Origin of the sequence: Streptomyces sp. NPDC002490 (assembly GCF_040296045.1) — a bacterium.
GTDB lineage: Bacteria > Actinomycetota > Actinomycetes > Streptomycetales > Streptomycetaceae > Streptomyces.
The window spans coordinates 56,408-71,259 of the sequence record NZ_JBEOWM010000001.1 but is presented as its reverse complement, the minus strand read 5'-3'; the positions used below and the strand labels follow the sequence as shown (position 1 = coordinate 71,259).

General features: G+C 73.1%; 18 protein-coding genes and 1 pseudogene. 11 read left to right on the top strand and 8 right to left on the bottom strand.

The window, feature by feature from the left end; genetic code table 11:
• Nucleotides 1–180: 180 nt before the first annotated feature.
• The 4 genes from lysA to ABT092_RS00390 all read right to left on the bottom strand — a co-directional run bounded on the left by lysA (nucleotide 181) and on the right by ABT092_RS00390 (nucleotide 3,059).
• Entirely contained in the window at nucleotides 181–1,539 is a 1,359-nt protein-coding gene (gene lysA / locus ABT092_RS00405; RefSeq protein ID WP_351238113.1) for a diaminopimelate decarboxylase, read from the bottom strand.
• Nucleotides 1,536–2,024 carry an SAV_915 family protein gene (locus ABT092_RS30980; protein ID WP_445402305.1) on the bottom strand — a complete coding sequence of 163 codons (489 nt, stop codon included), beginning with the start codon at nucleotides 2,022–2,024 and terminating at the stop codon, nucleotides 1,536–1,538. The genes lysA and ABT092_RS30980 overlap by 4 nt, the downstream gene beginning before the upstream one ends.
• A 385-nt stretch (nucleotides 2,025–2,409) precedes the next feature.
• On the bottom strand, nucleotides 2,410–2,607 hold the full coding sequence (locus ABT092_RS00395) for a hypothetical protein (protein WP_351238111.1): 198 nt from the start codon (nucleotides 2,605–2,607) through the stop codon (nucleotides 2,410–2,412).
• Nucleotides 2,604–3,059: a DUF7848 domain-containing protein gene (locus tag ABT092_RS00390; RefSeq protein ID WP_351238109.1), complete on the bottom strand. Its 456-nt coding sequence runs from the start codon at nucleotides 3,057–3,059 to the stop codon at nucleotides 2,604–2,606. Before ABT092_RS00390 ends, ABT092_RS00395 begins: the two co-directional genes overlap by 4 nt.
• A gap of 239 nt (nucleotides 3,060–3,298) precedes the next feature.
• Here ABT092_RS00390 and ABT092_RS00385 point away from each other — a divergent pair, with 239 nt between their 5' ends.
• From ABT092_RS00385 to ABT092_RS00355, 7 genes and pseudogenes are all read left to right on the top strand, one after another.
• On the top strand, nucleotides 3,299–4,192 hold the full coding sequence (locus ABT092_RS00385) for a helix-turn-helix domain-containing protein (RefSeq protein ID WP_351238406.1): 894 nt from the start codon (nucleotides 3,299–3,301) through the stop codon (nucleotides 4,190–4,192).
• Nucleotides 4,149–4,286, top strand: coding sequence for a DUF397 domain-containing protein (locus ABT092_RS00380; RefSeq protein WP_351238404.1), 138 nt, complete (start codon nucleotides 4,149–4,151; stop codon nucleotides 4,284–4,286). The genes ABT092_RS00385 and ABT092_RS00380 overlap by 44 nt, the downstream gene beginning before the upstream one ends.
• Nucleotides 4,267–4,488 (top strand): DUF397 domain-containing protein, encoded by a 222-nt coding sequence (locus ABT092_RS00375; RefSeq protein WP_351238107.1) that lies wholly within the window; start codon nucleotides 4,267–4,269, stop codon nucleotides 4,486–4,488. Before ABT092_RS00380 ends, ABT092_RS00375 begins: the two co-directional genes overlap by 20 nt.
• Before the next feature lie 333 nt (nucleotides 4,489–4,821).
• A complete protein-coding gene (locus ABT092_RS00370) occupies nucleotides 4,822–6,006 on the top strand; it encodes an rRNA adenine N-6-methyltransferase family protein (protein ID WP_351238105.1) in 1,185 nt (394 codons plus the stop codon).
• A 5-nt stretch (nucleotides 6,007–6,011) separates the two neighbouring features.
• Nucleotides 6,012–6,248: pseudogene (locus tag ABT092_RS00365) on the top strand (hypothetical protein); the annotation flags it as partial.
• Nucleotides 6,249–6,302: 54 nt separating this feature from the next.
• Entirely contained in the window at nucleotides 6,303–6,686 is a 384-nt protein-coding gene (locus ABT092_RS00360; protein WP_351238103.1) for a nuclear transport factor 2 family protein, read from the top strand.
• Nucleotides 6,687–6,744: 58 nt separating this feature from the next.
• Nucleotides 6,745–7,227, top strand: a complete 483-nt coding sequence (locus ABT092_RS00355; protein WP_351238101.1) for a DNA-binding protein — start codon at nucleotides 6,745–6,747, stop codon at nucleotides 7,225–7,227.
• A gap of 22 nt (nucleotides 7,228–7,249) precedes the next feature.
• Here the strand turns inward: ABT092_RS00355 and ABT092_RS00350 are convergent, their stop codons facing one another.
• Complete coding sequence (locus tag ABT092_RS00350) at nucleotides 7,250–7,975, bottom strand: dienelactone hydrolase family protein (protein ID WP_351238099.1); 726 nt, start codon at nucleotides 7,973–7,975, stop codon at nucleotides 7,250–7,252.
• 152 nt (nucleotides 7,976–8,127) lie between these two features.
• Nucleotides 8,128–9,141: a hypothetical protein gene (locus ABT092_RS00345; protein ID WP_351238097.1), complete on the bottom strand. Its 1,014-nt coding sequence runs from the start codon at nucleotides 9,139–9,141 to the stop codon at nucleotides 8,128–8,130.
• 350 nt (nucleotides 9,142–9,491) lie between these two features.
• Here ABT092_RS00345 and ABT092_RS00340 point away from each other — a divergent pair, with 350 nt between their 5' ends.
• Both ABT092_RS00340 and ABT092_RS00335 read left to right on the top strand, forming a co-directional pair.
• Nucleotides 9,492–10,328, top strand: coding sequence for an AAC(3) family N-acetyltransferase (locus ABT092_RS00340; protein WP_351238095.1), 837 nt, complete (start codon nucleotides 9,492–9,494; stop codon nucleotides 10,326–10,328).
• Nucleotides 10,325–11,026, top strand: a complete 702-nt coding sequence (locus tag ABT092_RS00335; protein WP_351238093.1) for a hypothetical protein — start codon at nucleotides 10,325–10,327, stop codon at nucleotides 11,024–11,026. Before ABT092_RS00340 ends, ABT092_RS00335 begins: the two co-directional genes overlap by 4 nt.
• Before the next feature lie 186 nt (nucleotides 11,027–11,212).
• Here ABT092_RS00335 and ABT092_RS00330 read toward each other — a convergent pair whose 3' ends face one another.
• Both ABT092_RS00330 and ABT092_RS00325 read right to left on the bottom strand, forming a co-directional pair.
• Entirely contained in the window at nucleotides 11,213–12,400 is a 1,188-nt protein-coding gene (locus ABT092_RS00330; RefSeq protein ID WP_351238091.1) for a serine hydrolase domain-containing protein, read from the bottom strand.
• Nucleotides 12,401–12,533: 133 nt separating this feature from the next.
• A complete protein-coding gene (locus tag ABT092_RS00325) occupies nucleotides 12,534–13,454 on the bottom strand; it encodes a hypothetical protein (RefSeq protein WP_351238089.1) in 921 nt (306 codons plus the stop codon).
• A gap of 234 nt (nucleotides 13,455–13,688) precedes the next feature.
• On the opposite strand from ABT092_RS00325, the gene ABT092_RS00320 reads away from it, so the two are divergent.
• Nucleotides 13,689–14,300, top strand: a complete 612-nt coding sequence (locus ABT092_RS00320; protein WP_351238087.1) for a cysteine hydrolase family protein — start codon at nucleotides 13,689–13,691, stop codon at nucleotides 14,298–14,300.
• 100 nt (nucleotides 14,301–14,400) lie between these two features.
• Nucleotides 14,401–14,799 (top strand): TOBE domain-containing protein, encoded by a 399-nt coding sequence (locus ABT092_RS00315; protein WP_351238085.1) that lies wholly within the window; start codon nucleotides 14,401–14,403, stop codon nucleotides 14,797–14,799.
• Nucleotides 14,800–14,852: the final 53 nt, after the last annotated feature.

The window sequence follows — 14,852 nt, the reverse complement described above, 5'->3', positions numbered from 1 at the left end:
GCGGGACCGCGGCCCGGGCCGCCCGCCCCTCGCACGCCCGTCGCGGCGCCGTCCGTCCGGGCCCCACGCCCGGACGGACGGTCCGCAGCCACCCGGTGGCGCCCCACGCGCCCCGGGTGTTCGCATCGCCCGCACCCCGGGCGGGGACGGACGGGTGGTCTCCGGTCGCCCGGCCGGGGCTCAGGTGCCCACGTCCCGGCCGAACAGGTCCTCCAGCGACTCGCGCCGCACCAGCAGTCGCGCCCGGCCGTCCCGGACGGCGACCACGGGCGGCCGGCCGACCAGGTTGTACGCCGACGCCATCGACAGGTGGTAGGCGCCGGCGACGGGCACCGCGAGCAGGTCGCCGGGGCGGACGTCCGCGGGCAGGGCCGCGTCGGCGGCGAGCACGTCGCCCGCCTCGCAGTGCCGGCCCACCACCGTGACCGGCACCGACTCGGCCCGCGAGGACCGGCCGATCAGACGGGGCGCGTACCGCACCCCGTACAGCGCGGGGCGCGGATTGTCGCTCATCCCGCCGTCCACGGCCACGAAGTGCCGGTTGCCGGTGTGCTTCACCGCGAGCACCCGGTACAGCGCCACTCCGGCGGGCCCGACGATGGCCCGTCCCGGTTCGACGATCAGCCGGGGCACCCCGATCCCGGCGGCGGCGCAGCCGCTGACCAGTTCGGCGCGGACCTTGCGGGCGAGGGTGGTGAGGTCCATCGCCGCCTCACCGGGCCGGTAGGCGATGCCGTGCCCGCCGCCGATGTCCAACTCGCGCAGCACCAGACCGTGTTGGCTGCGCAGTTGGGCCATCATCCCGACGATCCGGCGCACCGCCGCGAGGTAGGGCTTCACGGTGGTGATCTGCGAGCCGAGGTGCATGTGCAGCCCGGTCAGCCGGAGTTGGGGTTGGTCGAGGATGCGGGCGACGGCGTGCTGGGCCGAACCGTCGGTGAGGGAGAGGCCGAACTTCTGGTCCTCGCCCCCGGTGCGGACCTTCTCGTGCCCGCCCGCGACGATCCCGGGGAGCACCCGCACCATCACCCGTTGGGTCTCGCACGGGGGCACCGCGGCGGCCAGCCGGGCCACCTCGGAGGCGCTGTCGATGACGATGCGCCCCACGCCCAGCCGGAGTGCGGCGTCCAGGTCGCGCGGACTCTTGGCGTTGCCGTGCAGCACGATGCGCTCGGCGGGGAAGCCGCTGGTGACGGCGAGTTCCAGCTCGCCTGCGGAACACACGTCGAGCCCGAGGCCCTCCTCCCGCACCCAGTGGACCAGCGCCCGGCACAGGAACGCCTTGGCCGCGTACACCACCTCCGCCCGGTCCTCGGGGAACGCCGCCCGGTAGGTGCGGCAGCGCTCGCGCACCTCGCCCTCGTCGAGGACGTACGCGGGGGTGCCGAACCGTTCCGCCACCTCGGTCAACGCCACTCCGCCCACGCTGATCTCACCGTGCGGGAGGCGTCCGGTGGAGGCCGGCCACACCGACAGCTCGTCGGACCCGCGGGGCCCGTCCGGCGCCGCCGCGGAACCGACCGTGGTCGTCTCGGTCATCGCGCACCTCCTCCTCCGGAGGCCGACAGCAGTACGGAACGGCCGCCCGTCGGCCCGGGCCCCGTGGCCGGGCCGACGGGACGGGCCACCAGCACCGGATCGACGGTGAGCCGGCGCACGCCCACCGGGGTGACCAGCGCGCGCAGCGCGGGCACGGCGAGCCGCACGTACGCCGTCCCCGGGCCGAGGACCTCGACCAGCCGGGCCGCCGAGGTGAACCCCACGGCCGTCCGCTCGCCCAGCGGCGTGCGGAAGAGCCGGGCCGTGCACCCCCCGGGGCCGGTGCGCGCCGGCACGAACAGCGCCCGGGGAGCGCCACCGCCGTCCCGCTCCGCGCCGTCCCGGCCGCCGTCACGCGGGCCGGGGCCGGAGGGCGCGCCCGCGCACGCCCCGGTATCGGGCGGCTCGGGCTCTTCGGCGCAGTTCACGCCCTCCGTCGCCCGCTCGGCGCGGGTGCGGACAGCGGTACGGGGACCTTCGACCATGGGTTCCTCCGTGGGGGCGCGGGGTTCGGCAGGGCTGCCGCGGTGGCCGGCACCCCGGGCCCCCACCACGCGGCGGGACCCGGGGGCCGTGCGTTGACCGTATGCCCGGCGCCAGGCCCCGCAGGACGTCCCCTGACGCCACGCTGACGCCCGGGAGCCGGACGTTGACACGGGCCATACGGCCCAGCCGGACGAATGCCTCGTGCGCCGGTCAACGGGCTCGGACCGCCTCTCGGGCAGCAGCCGAACCCACCGCGCTCACACGGGCAGGACCACGACCGGAAGGGGGAGCGGTGAACCACTGGCCGGCCGCGGTGTACGCCGGAGACTCACGGCGCACCAGCCGCACCTGCGCGTCCACCGCGCACCCGGGGACGGAACCGGGTCAGGCCGTCGCCCCCTGGAACACCGTCACCACGATCACCGCCAGGAGCCCGGCCACTGAGGAGAACGTGAGGACGCCTCCCCAGAAGGCCCCGTCCAGGGAGACCCGCGCCCGCGCACGGTGTCGGCAGACGTGCCGCGCAGGGCAGTCCCCGCGCGCCCGCCGGGCGTGCCGTCGCCTCGTCGCCGTCCGGGTCATCGGCCCGGCACCTCCTCCGAGCGCACCAGCACCGTCCAGTCCGTGAACGTCCGCTGGTACCAGAGGTGCCGGGTCTTCTGCGCGTGCAGCAACAACCAGTCCTCCACCTGCGCCGGGTGCTCGCAGGGCCCCGACTCCGCGCCGCAGCACGCGGCTTCGCCCGAGACGCAGCGGGCCGCATAGGCCGGCTCCGTCGCCGGGTCCTGGGGGAAGGTGAACGGTACGTAGCGGAACACCCGGCGCAGTTGCTGCGGCGCCCCCGTCCCGCTCCAGCGCGCCGAGCGCTCGTTGGCCGCGCGCAGTCCGGCGCTCAGCCGCTCCCGATCGGTCGGGGGCCTCAACTGCGAGACGTCTGCCTCCCATTCGCGACCGCCGCCGATCGGCCGCAGCAGCGCATAGGGGCCGGACTCCGTCTGGTACACCCCCACCTTCTGCCGAATGGAATCGAACACAACAGCTCCGCTAAACAATCCGGCGCTGTCAGTTTCCACTTGCTTAACCATGCCTACTCCATGGGCCGAACCCGCCCTCCCCCGGCGGATATTCAATTACTGTTCGTGCCCACAGCGTTGCGCATCGGAGCAACGAAGTTCAACGCTGCACATGTTCCACACGATCCATGTCACGGAAGGGGCGCCCAGTGAGCCAACCCATCGCCACGGGCGGGATCGGGACCATCACGACGGCCCAGATGTTCGGAGCGGTGCTCCGCCATCTGCGCAAGGCCGCGGGCTACACGCAGGAGGGACTGGCCGCCGACATCCCGTGCGACCGCACCCTCGTCACCCGCGTCGAGTCAGCAACTCGGGTCCCGCAGGACACCTTCGTACGGAAGTGCGATGAACTCCTGGGCACCGGAACCATCTTGATAGACCTCTGGAGCCAGGTGGACTGGTACCCGTCCGTCGAGCACCCGGACTGGTTCAAGCAGCGAGTGGAGATGGACGCCATCGCGTTGGCTGTGCGCCTGTACCAGACTCAATTCATCCCGGGCCTTCTCCAGACCGAGTGCTACGCACATGCGCTGTTCTCCCAGGTGTACGACGAGGCTCACGTAGACGAGCCCGTGCGCGCCCGGATGAGTCGGCAGCACAGATTCTTGATGACTGACGGTCCCCTACTGATCGCGGTGCTGGACGAGAGCTGCCTGAGGAACGTGGTGGGGAACTCGGAAGTCATGCGGGAGCAGTGCGCTCACCTGTTGCAGGTCGGCGAACTGCCCAACATCCGTATCCAGGTGGCCCCGTCAAGCCAACCCGGCATCCTCCGACCCAACACCTCAATGTCACTGATCACGCTTCCGGACGACAAGCGATGGGTCTACTCCGAATCCCTGGATCGCGGTCACTTCAGCAAGGACCCGACCGTATTTGCCCAGCACCTACAGCTCTATGATGTGCTGAGGGCGGACGCTCTTTCGGCTCTGGAGTCCGCAGCGCTGATCAGCGAGGTACTGGAAGGACACGGGCATCATGGTCAAGCACGGCCTCGACACGACATGGCGCAAGAGCAGCTACAGCGGGCACAACGGCGGGGACTGCATCGAAATCGCCCCCGGTATCCCCGACTTCGTCCCGGTGGGTGACACCAAGACCCCCGCCGCCCCCGCACTGATAGCGAGCCACACCGCCTGGGCAACGTTCGTGACGGGAGTCAAGGATGGCAGTTTCCGCGCCTGAACCCACCACCTGGCACCACTCGTCCCACAGCGGATCGAACGCCGGCAACTGCGTCGAGTGGTCCCCGAACCACCGCGGCGAGGTGGCCGTACGGGACAGCAAGCGCGCACGGGCGGGGAGTGACGGACCGGTGGTCCGTGCGTCCCGCACCGCCTGGACGCACCTCGTCCACTGGACGACGAACGGGTCGTCCACCCACTGAACTCGCGCCGCACCAAGGGGCCGTGACCCAACCGGGTCGCGGCCCCGACCATGTTCCAGCACGTTCCCGGCACTGCCCGAGCACTGCGGAAGCCCCGCACGACGGGCAGGGTGGACATGTCGCGGCAGCGCCCCACCGCGGAGCCCCGCGACCCGTCCCGTTCGTCCGTCGCTCCCCCCGTCACGGACGAACGGGGCCGCCACACCACCCGCACACACAGCACGAGGAGAGCGAGATGGACACCAGGTTGATGACCGGCGAGGACGGCAACGGTCCCGGGGACGGTTCGGGAAGCGAAGGCGGTGGCGGCGGACTGCCCGGGCAGCCCGAAAAGTGACCCACGCACCGCAGCGACCGACCCGATCGGAGCTGATCCGGCGACTCCGGGACCGGGGCGTCCTGACGCCCGACTGGGTCCCGGCCTTCGAGGCGGTCGACCGGGCCGCCTTCCTCCCCGACCGGGTGTGGCCCTACGACATGGAGTCGCGCACCAGCCGGGCCGTCGACCGGGCCACCGACGCCGACGCCTGGTACCGGTGTGCCGACTCCGACGACCCCGTCACCGTGCAGTGGGACGACGGCGACCACCGGGGCAGTGCCCCGGGCCGGGTCCCCACCTCGTCCGTCTCCATGCCGAGCCTGGTCGCGTCCATGCTGTCCGACCTGGACGTCCGCCCCGGGCACCGGGTGCTGGAGATCGGGACCGGCGGCGGCTGGAACGCCGGGCTGCTGGCCCACCGCCTCGGCGCCGACCGGGTGGTCTCCGTCGAGGTCGACGCGCACCTCGCCGACGCGGCCCGGGAACGCCTGCACCGCATCGGCCTGCACCCCCTGGTGGTGACCGGGGACGGGCTCCTCGGCCATCCGCCGCGGGCGCCGTACGACCGGATCGTCGCCACGGTCGGCGTGCGCGCGGTCCCGTACGCCTGGGTGGCACAGACCGTTCCCGGCGGTCTGGTCCTCGCGCCCCGGAGCCAGTCGTACGGCAACGCCGACCGGCTCGTCCGCCTCGTGGTGAGCGAGGACGGCGCCTCGGCGAGCGGGCGCCTGTCCACGCCGGTGGAGTTCATGAAGGTCCGGTCCCAACGCCACCGCGTGGACCAGGCCGCCTACCTCCCCGACGGGTTCCCCGGTGACGCGACCGACGGAACCACCACCCTGACCGCGGCCGACCTCGGCGCCGACGACCGGGCGCACCATCCCTTCGCCTGCGTCGCCGGCCTGCTCGTGCCCGACTGCACCCTGCTCACGGACCGCCGCGGCTCCGCCGTCAGCGCCTGGCTCTACGGCCTGACCGACCGGTCCTGGGCGGCGGCCGTGCTCGTCGACGGGACGAGCAGGGGCAGCACCACCGTCCACCAGGCGGGCCCCCGCAGGCTCTGGGACGAGCTGACCGCCGCCCACCACTGGTGGACCCGGAACGGACGCCCCGACCCCACCCGGTTCGGCGTCACCGTGACGGAGACCGGAGAGACCACCTGGCTCGACGCCCCCGACCGCCCCCTGCCCCGCGTCTGACGACCGCCCCCGACCGTTCCCGGATGCCGGTCGAGGGCTTCTGGATCTACGACACCGAACAGGTCAACGTCGAGTTGGTCTCGGGTTACCTCACGATCACCCAGGCATCCGAAATCACCATGTACGCACAGGCGTTCATGCAGCTGTCCGCCTCGGCCGTGTACGGCGCCGACGCCCGCGCACACATCACCGCGGCCAGGGGCGCCCTCCGCCGGGGCTGCGACCGGGACGGTTCACCGTGATCGGAAGGCGGCTCGTGGGACGAGCGCACGCGAAGCGGCTGGTATGACTGGGGCATGCAGGAAGAAACCGCATGCTCCGCGATCGACACGTTCATCTCCGCGTTCAACGCCTCGGACGACAGCTATGTGACTGCTCTGCTCTCCCAGGCCCTGACCTCAGACGTGGTCTTCTGGGGACCCTTGGGCCGCAGCGAAGGAATCGCGGCGGTCGAGCGGTTCGTGCTGGACATCCGGCGCCACCCGGCGGGGACCGGCACGATGGTGCGCTGCTCGGCGGTGGACATGCCCGACGAATGGGCTCGGTACCAGTGGGTCTTCACCACTCCTGACGGAGGCCCCCGCCTGGCCGGAACGGACGTCGTCCATCTGCGACGGAGCCTCATCGACCAGGTCATCGTCTTCGCGGGGGAGATCGAGCCGTTCGCCCACGACGATTGAACAAACCGTTTAAGTCAATGTGTTGACAACGATTCATGGGCTGGTTCACCCTTGCGCCATGTCGTCGACTCATGCCCAGGACCACACCGATCCCTTCGCGCCACCACATCCCGAACAGGCCCGAGCACGCCGCGTCCACGCCTCCCTGTTCCGCATCGCCGAGCGCCACGCGACGACCGAGGAGCAACGCACCCGCCAGGTCCACCCCTCGGTCATCGGGCCGCACGAAGCCGTCAGGTTGGTGTCCTTCCTGCTCAGCGGAGCCGCCCAACTCCACGACGACGAGCCGGAGGTGGACCCCGCCGACATCACCGCCGCGTTGAGCCTGCTGCCACTGGTCCGCGGGGAGATGGACGAACTGGAAACCGGGCTCCTCCAGATGGCCCGCGGTCGCGGCATGACCTGGCAGGAGATCGCCTTCGGCCTCGGGCTGGGCACCCCGCAAGCCGCCAGACAGCGGTACGAACGGTTGGCCAGCCGGAGCACACCCGACGCAGAGGGCCCGGAACAGGAAGGATCGGCGCCCGCCGCCCACACCTAGCGTTCCGGTCGGTCCGTCCCGATCACTCCGTCACGGGCAGGCACTCGGCGAGCAGCCCGAGGACGTCGTGCCAGGCCCGCTGCGCATGCCGTGGGTGGTAGCCGACGCCGGGGACCACGGGGTGGTCGACCGTCGGATGGTGGAAGGCGTGCAAGGCGCCCCCGTAGACCACGAGGCGCCAGTCCACGCCCGCGCCCTGCATCTCGGCCGTGAACGCCTCCCGTTGGGCGGGCGGCATGATCGGGTCCTCCGACCCGACCCCGGCCCACACCGGGCATCGGATGCGCGCCGCTTCGCCCGGTCGGCCGGTGGTCGTTGCGTTGACGGTCCCGATCGCCCGCAGGTCCACGCCCGCGCGCCCGAGTTCCAGCACGATCGCGCCACCGGTGCCGTAGCCGATGCCGGCGATCCGGTCGGGGTCGGTCCGCGGTTCGGCGCGCAGCACGTCGAGCGCCGCGTGGCCGATGCCCCGCATCCGGTCCGGGTCGTCGAGCAGGGGCAGACAACGGGCCAGCATCTCCTCGGGGTTGCTCAGATAGCGCCCGCCGTGGAGGTCGAAGGCGAGCGCCACGTACCCCAGTTCGGCGAGGGCGTCGGCCCGGCGGCGCTCGACGTCGCCGAGCCCCGTGCCCTCCGGGCCGAGCAGCACGGCGGGCCGGCGGCCGGTACCGGCCGGGAGCGCCAGGTGCCCCACCATCGTCAGACCGTCGGCCGGGTACTCGACCGGGCGCGTGGTGATCGTCGTCATGGAACGGGACGGTAGTGATCGTCGGGCCCGGCCGGGACGCGTTTCACCGCCGGCAGAACGGCACGGGCGCCCCGCCTCGGCGGCCAGGAAGCCACCGAGGGCCCGGGTGTCGCCCCGCTGCCGTGTCCGTGGGACGTCGGCCGCCGCACGGATCACCCGACGGCCGGCGCGACCGGGCCGAGCCGTACCGCGGCCCTGGCCGCGCGCATCACCTCCCGGGCCCGCGCAGCACCGAGCCGGGCCACCGCCACCCCGGCCCCGGCGGCGTCCGCAGGTCCGCCGAGGCCGGCGCAGGCGCGGCAGAGGCCGGGGCGGGGCACCGGGTCACGGCACTCGGTGCACTCGGCGTACCGGGCCCCCACGGGCGGCACGGGGGCCGGGACGGGCGGCATCTTGCGTTCCAGGCGGTTCCGGAGCACCGCGACCGGGGAGTGCACCGGCGCGGGCAGGCCCGGCAGCAGGGCCCGTGCCAGGTCGTCGGGGGTGCTGCCGCGCTCCAGCCACCGGGTGACCAGCGGCGCCAGCTCCACCGCTTCCGCCTCGCCGAGGCGCAGGCGCGGCTCGGGACGGATCACCCGGAGCAGCACGGCGACCGCTTCGCCGACCCGCCCGTCCGCCGCCGGTGCCGTCGCCGGCAACGGAGGCCGAGGCGGGGACGGAGGCGGGGGCGGAGGTGGAGGTGGAGGTGGGGGTGGGGGTGGCGACGGAGGCCGAGGTGGGGACGGCAGAGGCGGTGGTTCGCCGGTGTCCTCGGGGCGCTCCGCCTCCCGCCACCCTCTCGCCTTCGCCTGCGGCTCGACGAACTGCGCGGCGGGGAGGGAGGGTTCTTTGTACCGGTTCTTTATTAGGGCGCCTACGCCGCCAGTGCCCCGTCCACCGGAAGCCGGACGGGTGACACCCGGCGCCACCACGCGCTGCGGGGTGTCGTAGACGTGGGTCTCGGTGCGCAGGGTGCCGTCCGGCAGGCGGATCTTCTCGACACGGTAGAAGCCGGCGTCGGTCAGCTCCTTCAGGGCCTTGCGGATCGCGCCGCGCCCCTGGGGGCTGGTGTCGGCCATCTGTCGGCCGTCCTCGCACCGGCCGTCGGGGCGGGAGAGGAGGTCCGCGAGCAGGCCGCGGGCAGTGTAGGACAACTGCCGGTTCTGCAACACGCAGTTGGGCAACACGGTGAAATTGCTTGCGTGGGCGCTACGATGGACGTGCATGGGGAGGGTTAGCTCCTAGTGCCGGGCCCCGGGGTGTTCCAGCACCGCCGGGGTCATCTATGTGTTCGGGTGGAGCGGGAACGTAGCACACGCACCGAGCACGGTTCGACACGGTCAGTGAGCGATCGCAATCATGCGTCACTCGATGCAACACATGCTCCTCCCCAGTCACCAAGTGGCAGATGTCGATACTGACTCCTGTCATTGCCGATCCCGAACGGAACGCCGGGCGGGCAGCGGGGCGATCCCGGCCGGGCCTGGTCGGGGAATCCGGTGGTGCACGGCCCTCGAACCGTGCACACTCGCCAGTCATGTCGACGAAGCCTCCGGCCGGACCGCTGTGCACGCACGATTCACTCGCCTCCGAACTGCGTGACCTGGGCCTACGCCCCGGTGAGACCCTCCTCTTGCACTCCTCCCTCAGCTCGCTCGGCTGGGTGTGCGGTGGTTCCGGCACCGTCGTCACGGCCCTGCTCGACGCCCTGGGCGACCGCGGAACCCTGGTGGTGCCCACGCATTCCGGCGACAACTCGGATCCGGCGGAGTGGAGCGATCCGCCCGTGCCCGAGGCGTGGTGGGCGGACATCCGGGCGTCGATGCCGCCCTACGACCCGCGCACCACGCCCACCCGCGGGGTGGGTGCGATCCCGGAGACCGTCCGCACCTGGCCGGGAGCCGTCCGCAGCGCGCACCCGCAGACCTCGTTCGCGGCCGTGGGCCCGGGCGCCGCCGCGATCGTGGACGACCACGCACTGGACTGCCGGCTCGGTGAACGCAGCCCGCTCGCCCGGCTGGAAGGGGTCGGGGCACGGGTCCTGCTGCTGGGCGCGGACTTCGCGTCCTGTACGGCGTTCCACCTGGCGGAGTACCGGATTCCCGCCCCTCGGGTCGACAACTCCTTCGCCATCATGACCACGCAGGGCCGCAGTTGGCACACCGTGCGGGACACCTCGATCACCGATGACGGCTTCGACGAGCTGGGCGCGGCCTTCGAACGGGAACGCCCGGTGGTACGGGGCACGGTGGGGGCGGCCCGGGCCCGACTGTTCTCCCTGGCCGACTCCGTCGCGTACGCCCGGGTCTGGCTGGCCGAGCACCGCCCGCGCCCGTCCTCGACCGGCAACGAGCCCCTGGTGTCCCCGTCGTGATCGACCACGCTCGCAGCTACCGGCTGGGTCAGGTCTCCCCCGCCGAGGTCCTCGCGGCCATCGGCAGGTTCCGCAGCGCGTACCAGACCCGGCGGCTGACCGCGGCGCTCGACGAGATCGAGGACTCCACCGGCGACATGCGCCTGGTCGAGGGCGACCTGCACGTACCCGGCGACCTCGACCTGACCCGGGAGCGGATCCACCTCCTGGTCGTGCTGGGCGATCTCCTCGTCGACGGTGCCTACGGCGACGGCGACGACCCCGAGTCCTTCCTGCTGGTGACCGGCGACATGCGGGCGCGCGACGTCGTGACCGCCGGGTGGTTGGAGGTCCACGGCGACCTGAGCACCGACCGGCTCATCGGCGACTACAACGACTGCGGCGCCCACATCGGCGGCGACGTCCGCACCCGGCTCTTCTACGGCGAGGAACACCACTTCGTCATCGGCGGCGCGCTCCACGCGGACGCGGTGCTCGGTCGCCCGCGCCTGGAGATCGCCACCCCGCCCACCGCGATCGCCCTGGACGACCCCCGCCTGCTGGAACACGTCGACCGCGACCTGCTGCGCGTGTTCGACGACCACGACGGCGACGGCGCCCCGATCGCCTTCCTGGACGGCTTCCGCGACTTCCGCGAGCTGAAGCGGCGGGTCCGCGCCGGCCTGCCGCTCCGCACCGCCGGCACCCTCGTCGACTGAGCCTCCACCCGGGCCCGACCCCGTCGCCGTCCGGCCCGCCTGCCGCACCGGCCCTCGCGGCCCTTCGGTTCACCGGGGCCTCTGGCGAAGCGGCGCCCGCGCGGACGGGGAACCTGCGGCGGGACGGACGTGGTCCCGGGAGCCGTATGCCGGGGGGCGCCGGTGGGCACCCCGGTCCCGGCCGCTCTACCCCAGTGCCCGGTCGACCAGCCGCCGAGCCGCCCGGGACTGGGCGTCCGCCCGGCCCGGTTCGGTGGGCAGGGTGAACAGGGCGGCGGCGACCGCGGTGGCACCGTCCGATGTCACCCCCGTCTCCGAGACCACGCCCAGGTGCGTACCGCCGTGGAACCACACGTCGGCACCGCCCCTGCCCGGACGCCGGGCGAGCCCCAGGCCGTAAGCCGTGCCCGGCGGGCCGAAGTCGGGGGCCGGGACCGTCCGTTTCAAGGCCGCGATCTGGGCCGGAGCCAGCAGCCGGCCGCTCAGCAGGGCGCGGAGGAAGACCGTCACGTCGTGCGGCGTACTGATGATTCCGCCGTCCGCGCCGCCCGCCGTCGCGACGGTGGTGTCCGTCAGGCCGGTGGTGCCGGGGAACTGGGTGTAGGCCACCGCGGTGGGCCGCGGGACATGGGACGAAGTGCCGGGGACGAGGGTGTTGCGCAGCCCGAGCGGAAGGATGATCCGCTCGTGGACCTCGTGCGCCCAGGGGTTGCCCGTCACCCGTTCCACGATCATGCCGGCCAGGACGTAGTTGGTGTTGGAGTACCCCCAACGCCGTTCCTCCGCGGGGTCCGTGGCGTCCGGCGTCCAGAGCGGTGGCCTGCTCAGGGCGGCCGTCACCTGCTCATGCGGGGCCCCCGGGCGGAATCGGTTCCGGCGGTAGGCGTCGGGGGTGAACGGGGAGCCCTCCGAGGACGACAGGTAGTCGTTGAGGCCGCTGGTCTGGCGCAGCAGATTGGCGACCGTGATCCTGGAGCCGTCGTTCCCGTTGCCCCGGACCACGCCCGGAAGCCACCGTTCGACGGTGTCGGTGAGGCGCAGTCGTCCCTCCGCCACGAGTTGGAGGACCAGGGCAGCGGTGTACGTCTTGGTGTCGCTGCCGATCCGGTAGTAGGCGTTCCAGGGCACCGGTCCGTCGTGCTCCAGGTCCGCCACCCCGGCCCGGGCGACGGTCCGACCGCGGGGTGACCGCACCTCCGCCAGCACGCCCGTGGTGCCGGTGGCCCGGATCGCGTCGACATCGGCCTGGAGGGCGCCGCCGGACCGGGGCAGCGGGGCGGCGGGACCGGCCGCGGCGGTCACGAGCGTCACCGCCGTCGCCGCCGCTCCCGCCAGCCCGGAACGCCTGCTGAGGAAAGGGCCGTTCGTGCGCATGCTGCTCCCAGGGGATCACCGGCGACCGTCGGTTCCGACGCTAGGTGCGGTCACCGGCGGGCACCATCCGGCCAGCCCGTGGACCCGTCCTGGGGCAATCCCCCGGTCCTGCTCCGGGGTCCGGTGCCCCGGGTCAGGGATGCGCGGCCGGCGCACCCGGCAGGCGCACCACCGCCGTACCGGCCTGGGACTCGCCGAACCCCCAGCCCGCGACGAGGGAGTGGCCGAGCGCTTCCAGGTCGGTCTCCGGCCAGGCGTCGGCTCCGCAGCGGAAGCCGCCCTCGGTGCGGGCGTCCCGTTCGCTGAGGCAGAGCATGCGGAGGTGGTCGCGGAGTGCGGGATGGGTGACCGCGCTCAGCTTCTTCTCCCAGGGCTCGCCGGCGGCGCGGGCGTACGTCATGTCGTCGACCGACACCAGGTGTGCGGGGCCGTGTTCGGTGAACGTGGCGGCCCGCATCGCATCGGTGAGGGTGCCGTCGGTCGCGACGCGCAGCACCACGCTCAGCCAGCCGTTCAGCTGCTCGGATTCCCCGCCGGCCAGGTCGACCCGGTGGCGGGCGAGGAGGGGGCCCAACTCCGAGCCGTGCAGCATCACCAGACCGCTGTCCTCATCGACCCGGGCGACGGTCCGCACGTCGGCGACGAAGGCGTCGTCGAACGGCCGGGGGCCCTGGTGACCGCCTTCGGCCCACGGCCCCGTTCCGTCCAGGAGGTCGGGGTCGAAGCAGAACACCGACCGGCTCGGGTCGAACCACCACGCGCTCGGGGAGAACGGGTACTCGCCCTCCTCGGCCAGCAGTCGCCTCGGCTCGCCGGCCGTCAACGCGTCGGGGGTGGCCCAGGTGTTCGGGAACAGGAACTCGTTGACGGAGTCCGAGCCGTAGTACACCCCGTAGCCGGCACCGGGCTCAACGGTCGGCGCCCCGCCGAGCAGTATCCCGAAGGCCGCCGTGAGCGCGGCGTCCCAGCCGCCGGGGTCGGCGCCCGGATCGGCCGCCGGACCGGGAGTCGGATCGGTCGTCGGGTCGGTCGTCGGGTCCGTCTCGGATGTCACGGGGCCGCTCCTTCGCGTACTGCCGCACGGGTTCGCGCGGGTCGCCGCACGGTACCGGCCGGCACTGACGCTCCCGGGCGGGCCGGCACCGGGGCGCCCGGCCGTCCCCCCGTGGCCGTTCGTCACGAACCTCCCCACCCAACTTAGCGGAGGGCACCTGCGGTTACCCGGGTGCGCCTCCCGACGGGACGGAAACCGGAGGACGGCCCCGGCCGCCCCCGCTACCGTGCCCCCATGCCACCCGCACCCGCACCGCGCGTTCCCGCCCTCCTCGTGATCGACCTACAGAACACCCTGGTCGACATCGCCCACCGGGCCGCCGGAACGGTCGGGGCCGTCGCCGGACTGTGCGGGCGGGCCCGCGCCGCGGGGGCTCCCGTCGTGTTCCTCCAACAACGGGACGAGGAACTGGTGCCGGGCACCGAAGGCTGGCGCATCGCAGCGGAGTTGGGCCCCCGCGACCCGGACCTGGTGCTGCCGAAGTCCAGCCCGGACGGGTTCCTGGACACCGGCCTCGACCGGGTGCTGCGCGAGCGGGGCGTCACGGAGGTCGTCGTCACCGGCTTCGCCACCGAGTTCTGCGTGGACAGCACCGCCCGCCGGGCCCTCGCCCTCGGCTACGACCTGCTGCTCGTCTCGGACGGACACACCACCTCGGTCCGCGACGAGGACACCGCCGCCTTCGCGGCGGCGGCCGCCTCGATCCGCCACCACAACGCGATCTTCCGCACCATCCGCTTCCCGGGCCGCACCAGCCGCGTGCTGCCCGCCGCCGAGGTGGAGTTCGGCACGCGCCGGGCGCACGCCGGCGACCGGCCCCGGGCTTCGGCGCCCCCGGACGCCTGAGCCGACGGGCCGCGGCCCACCCGGCCGGACACCGCACACACCAGCCACTATCACCCGATCAGGTTGCATCTGCGCCCCGATGCTCCTTACCGTGGCGCACATGCCGTCGTACACCATCGGGCAGGCCGCCCGTCTCCTGGGCGTCAGCCCCGACACCGCCCGCCGCTGGGCCGACGCCGGGCGGGTCGCCACGCACCGCGACGACGCCGGGCGGCGGATGGTCGACGGCAGGGACCTCGCCGCGTTCTCCGTCGAGCTGGCCGCACAGGGCGCCGGGGACGAGGAGGAGGCGCCGCACACCTCCGTCCGCAACGCGTTCCCCGGGATCGTCACGGCCGTGAAGCTCGGGGACGTGGCCGCCCAGGTCGAGATCCAGGCGGGCCCGCACCGGCTGGTGTCCCTGGTGACCCGGGAAGCGGTCGAGGAACTGGGTCTGGAGGTCGGCGCCCGGGCCACCGCCCGGGTCAAGTCCACCAACGTCCACATCGACCGTGCCTGAACGCACCCCGCACGGACCCGCACAACCCTGAACGTTCCTGACCGCATCCGAGG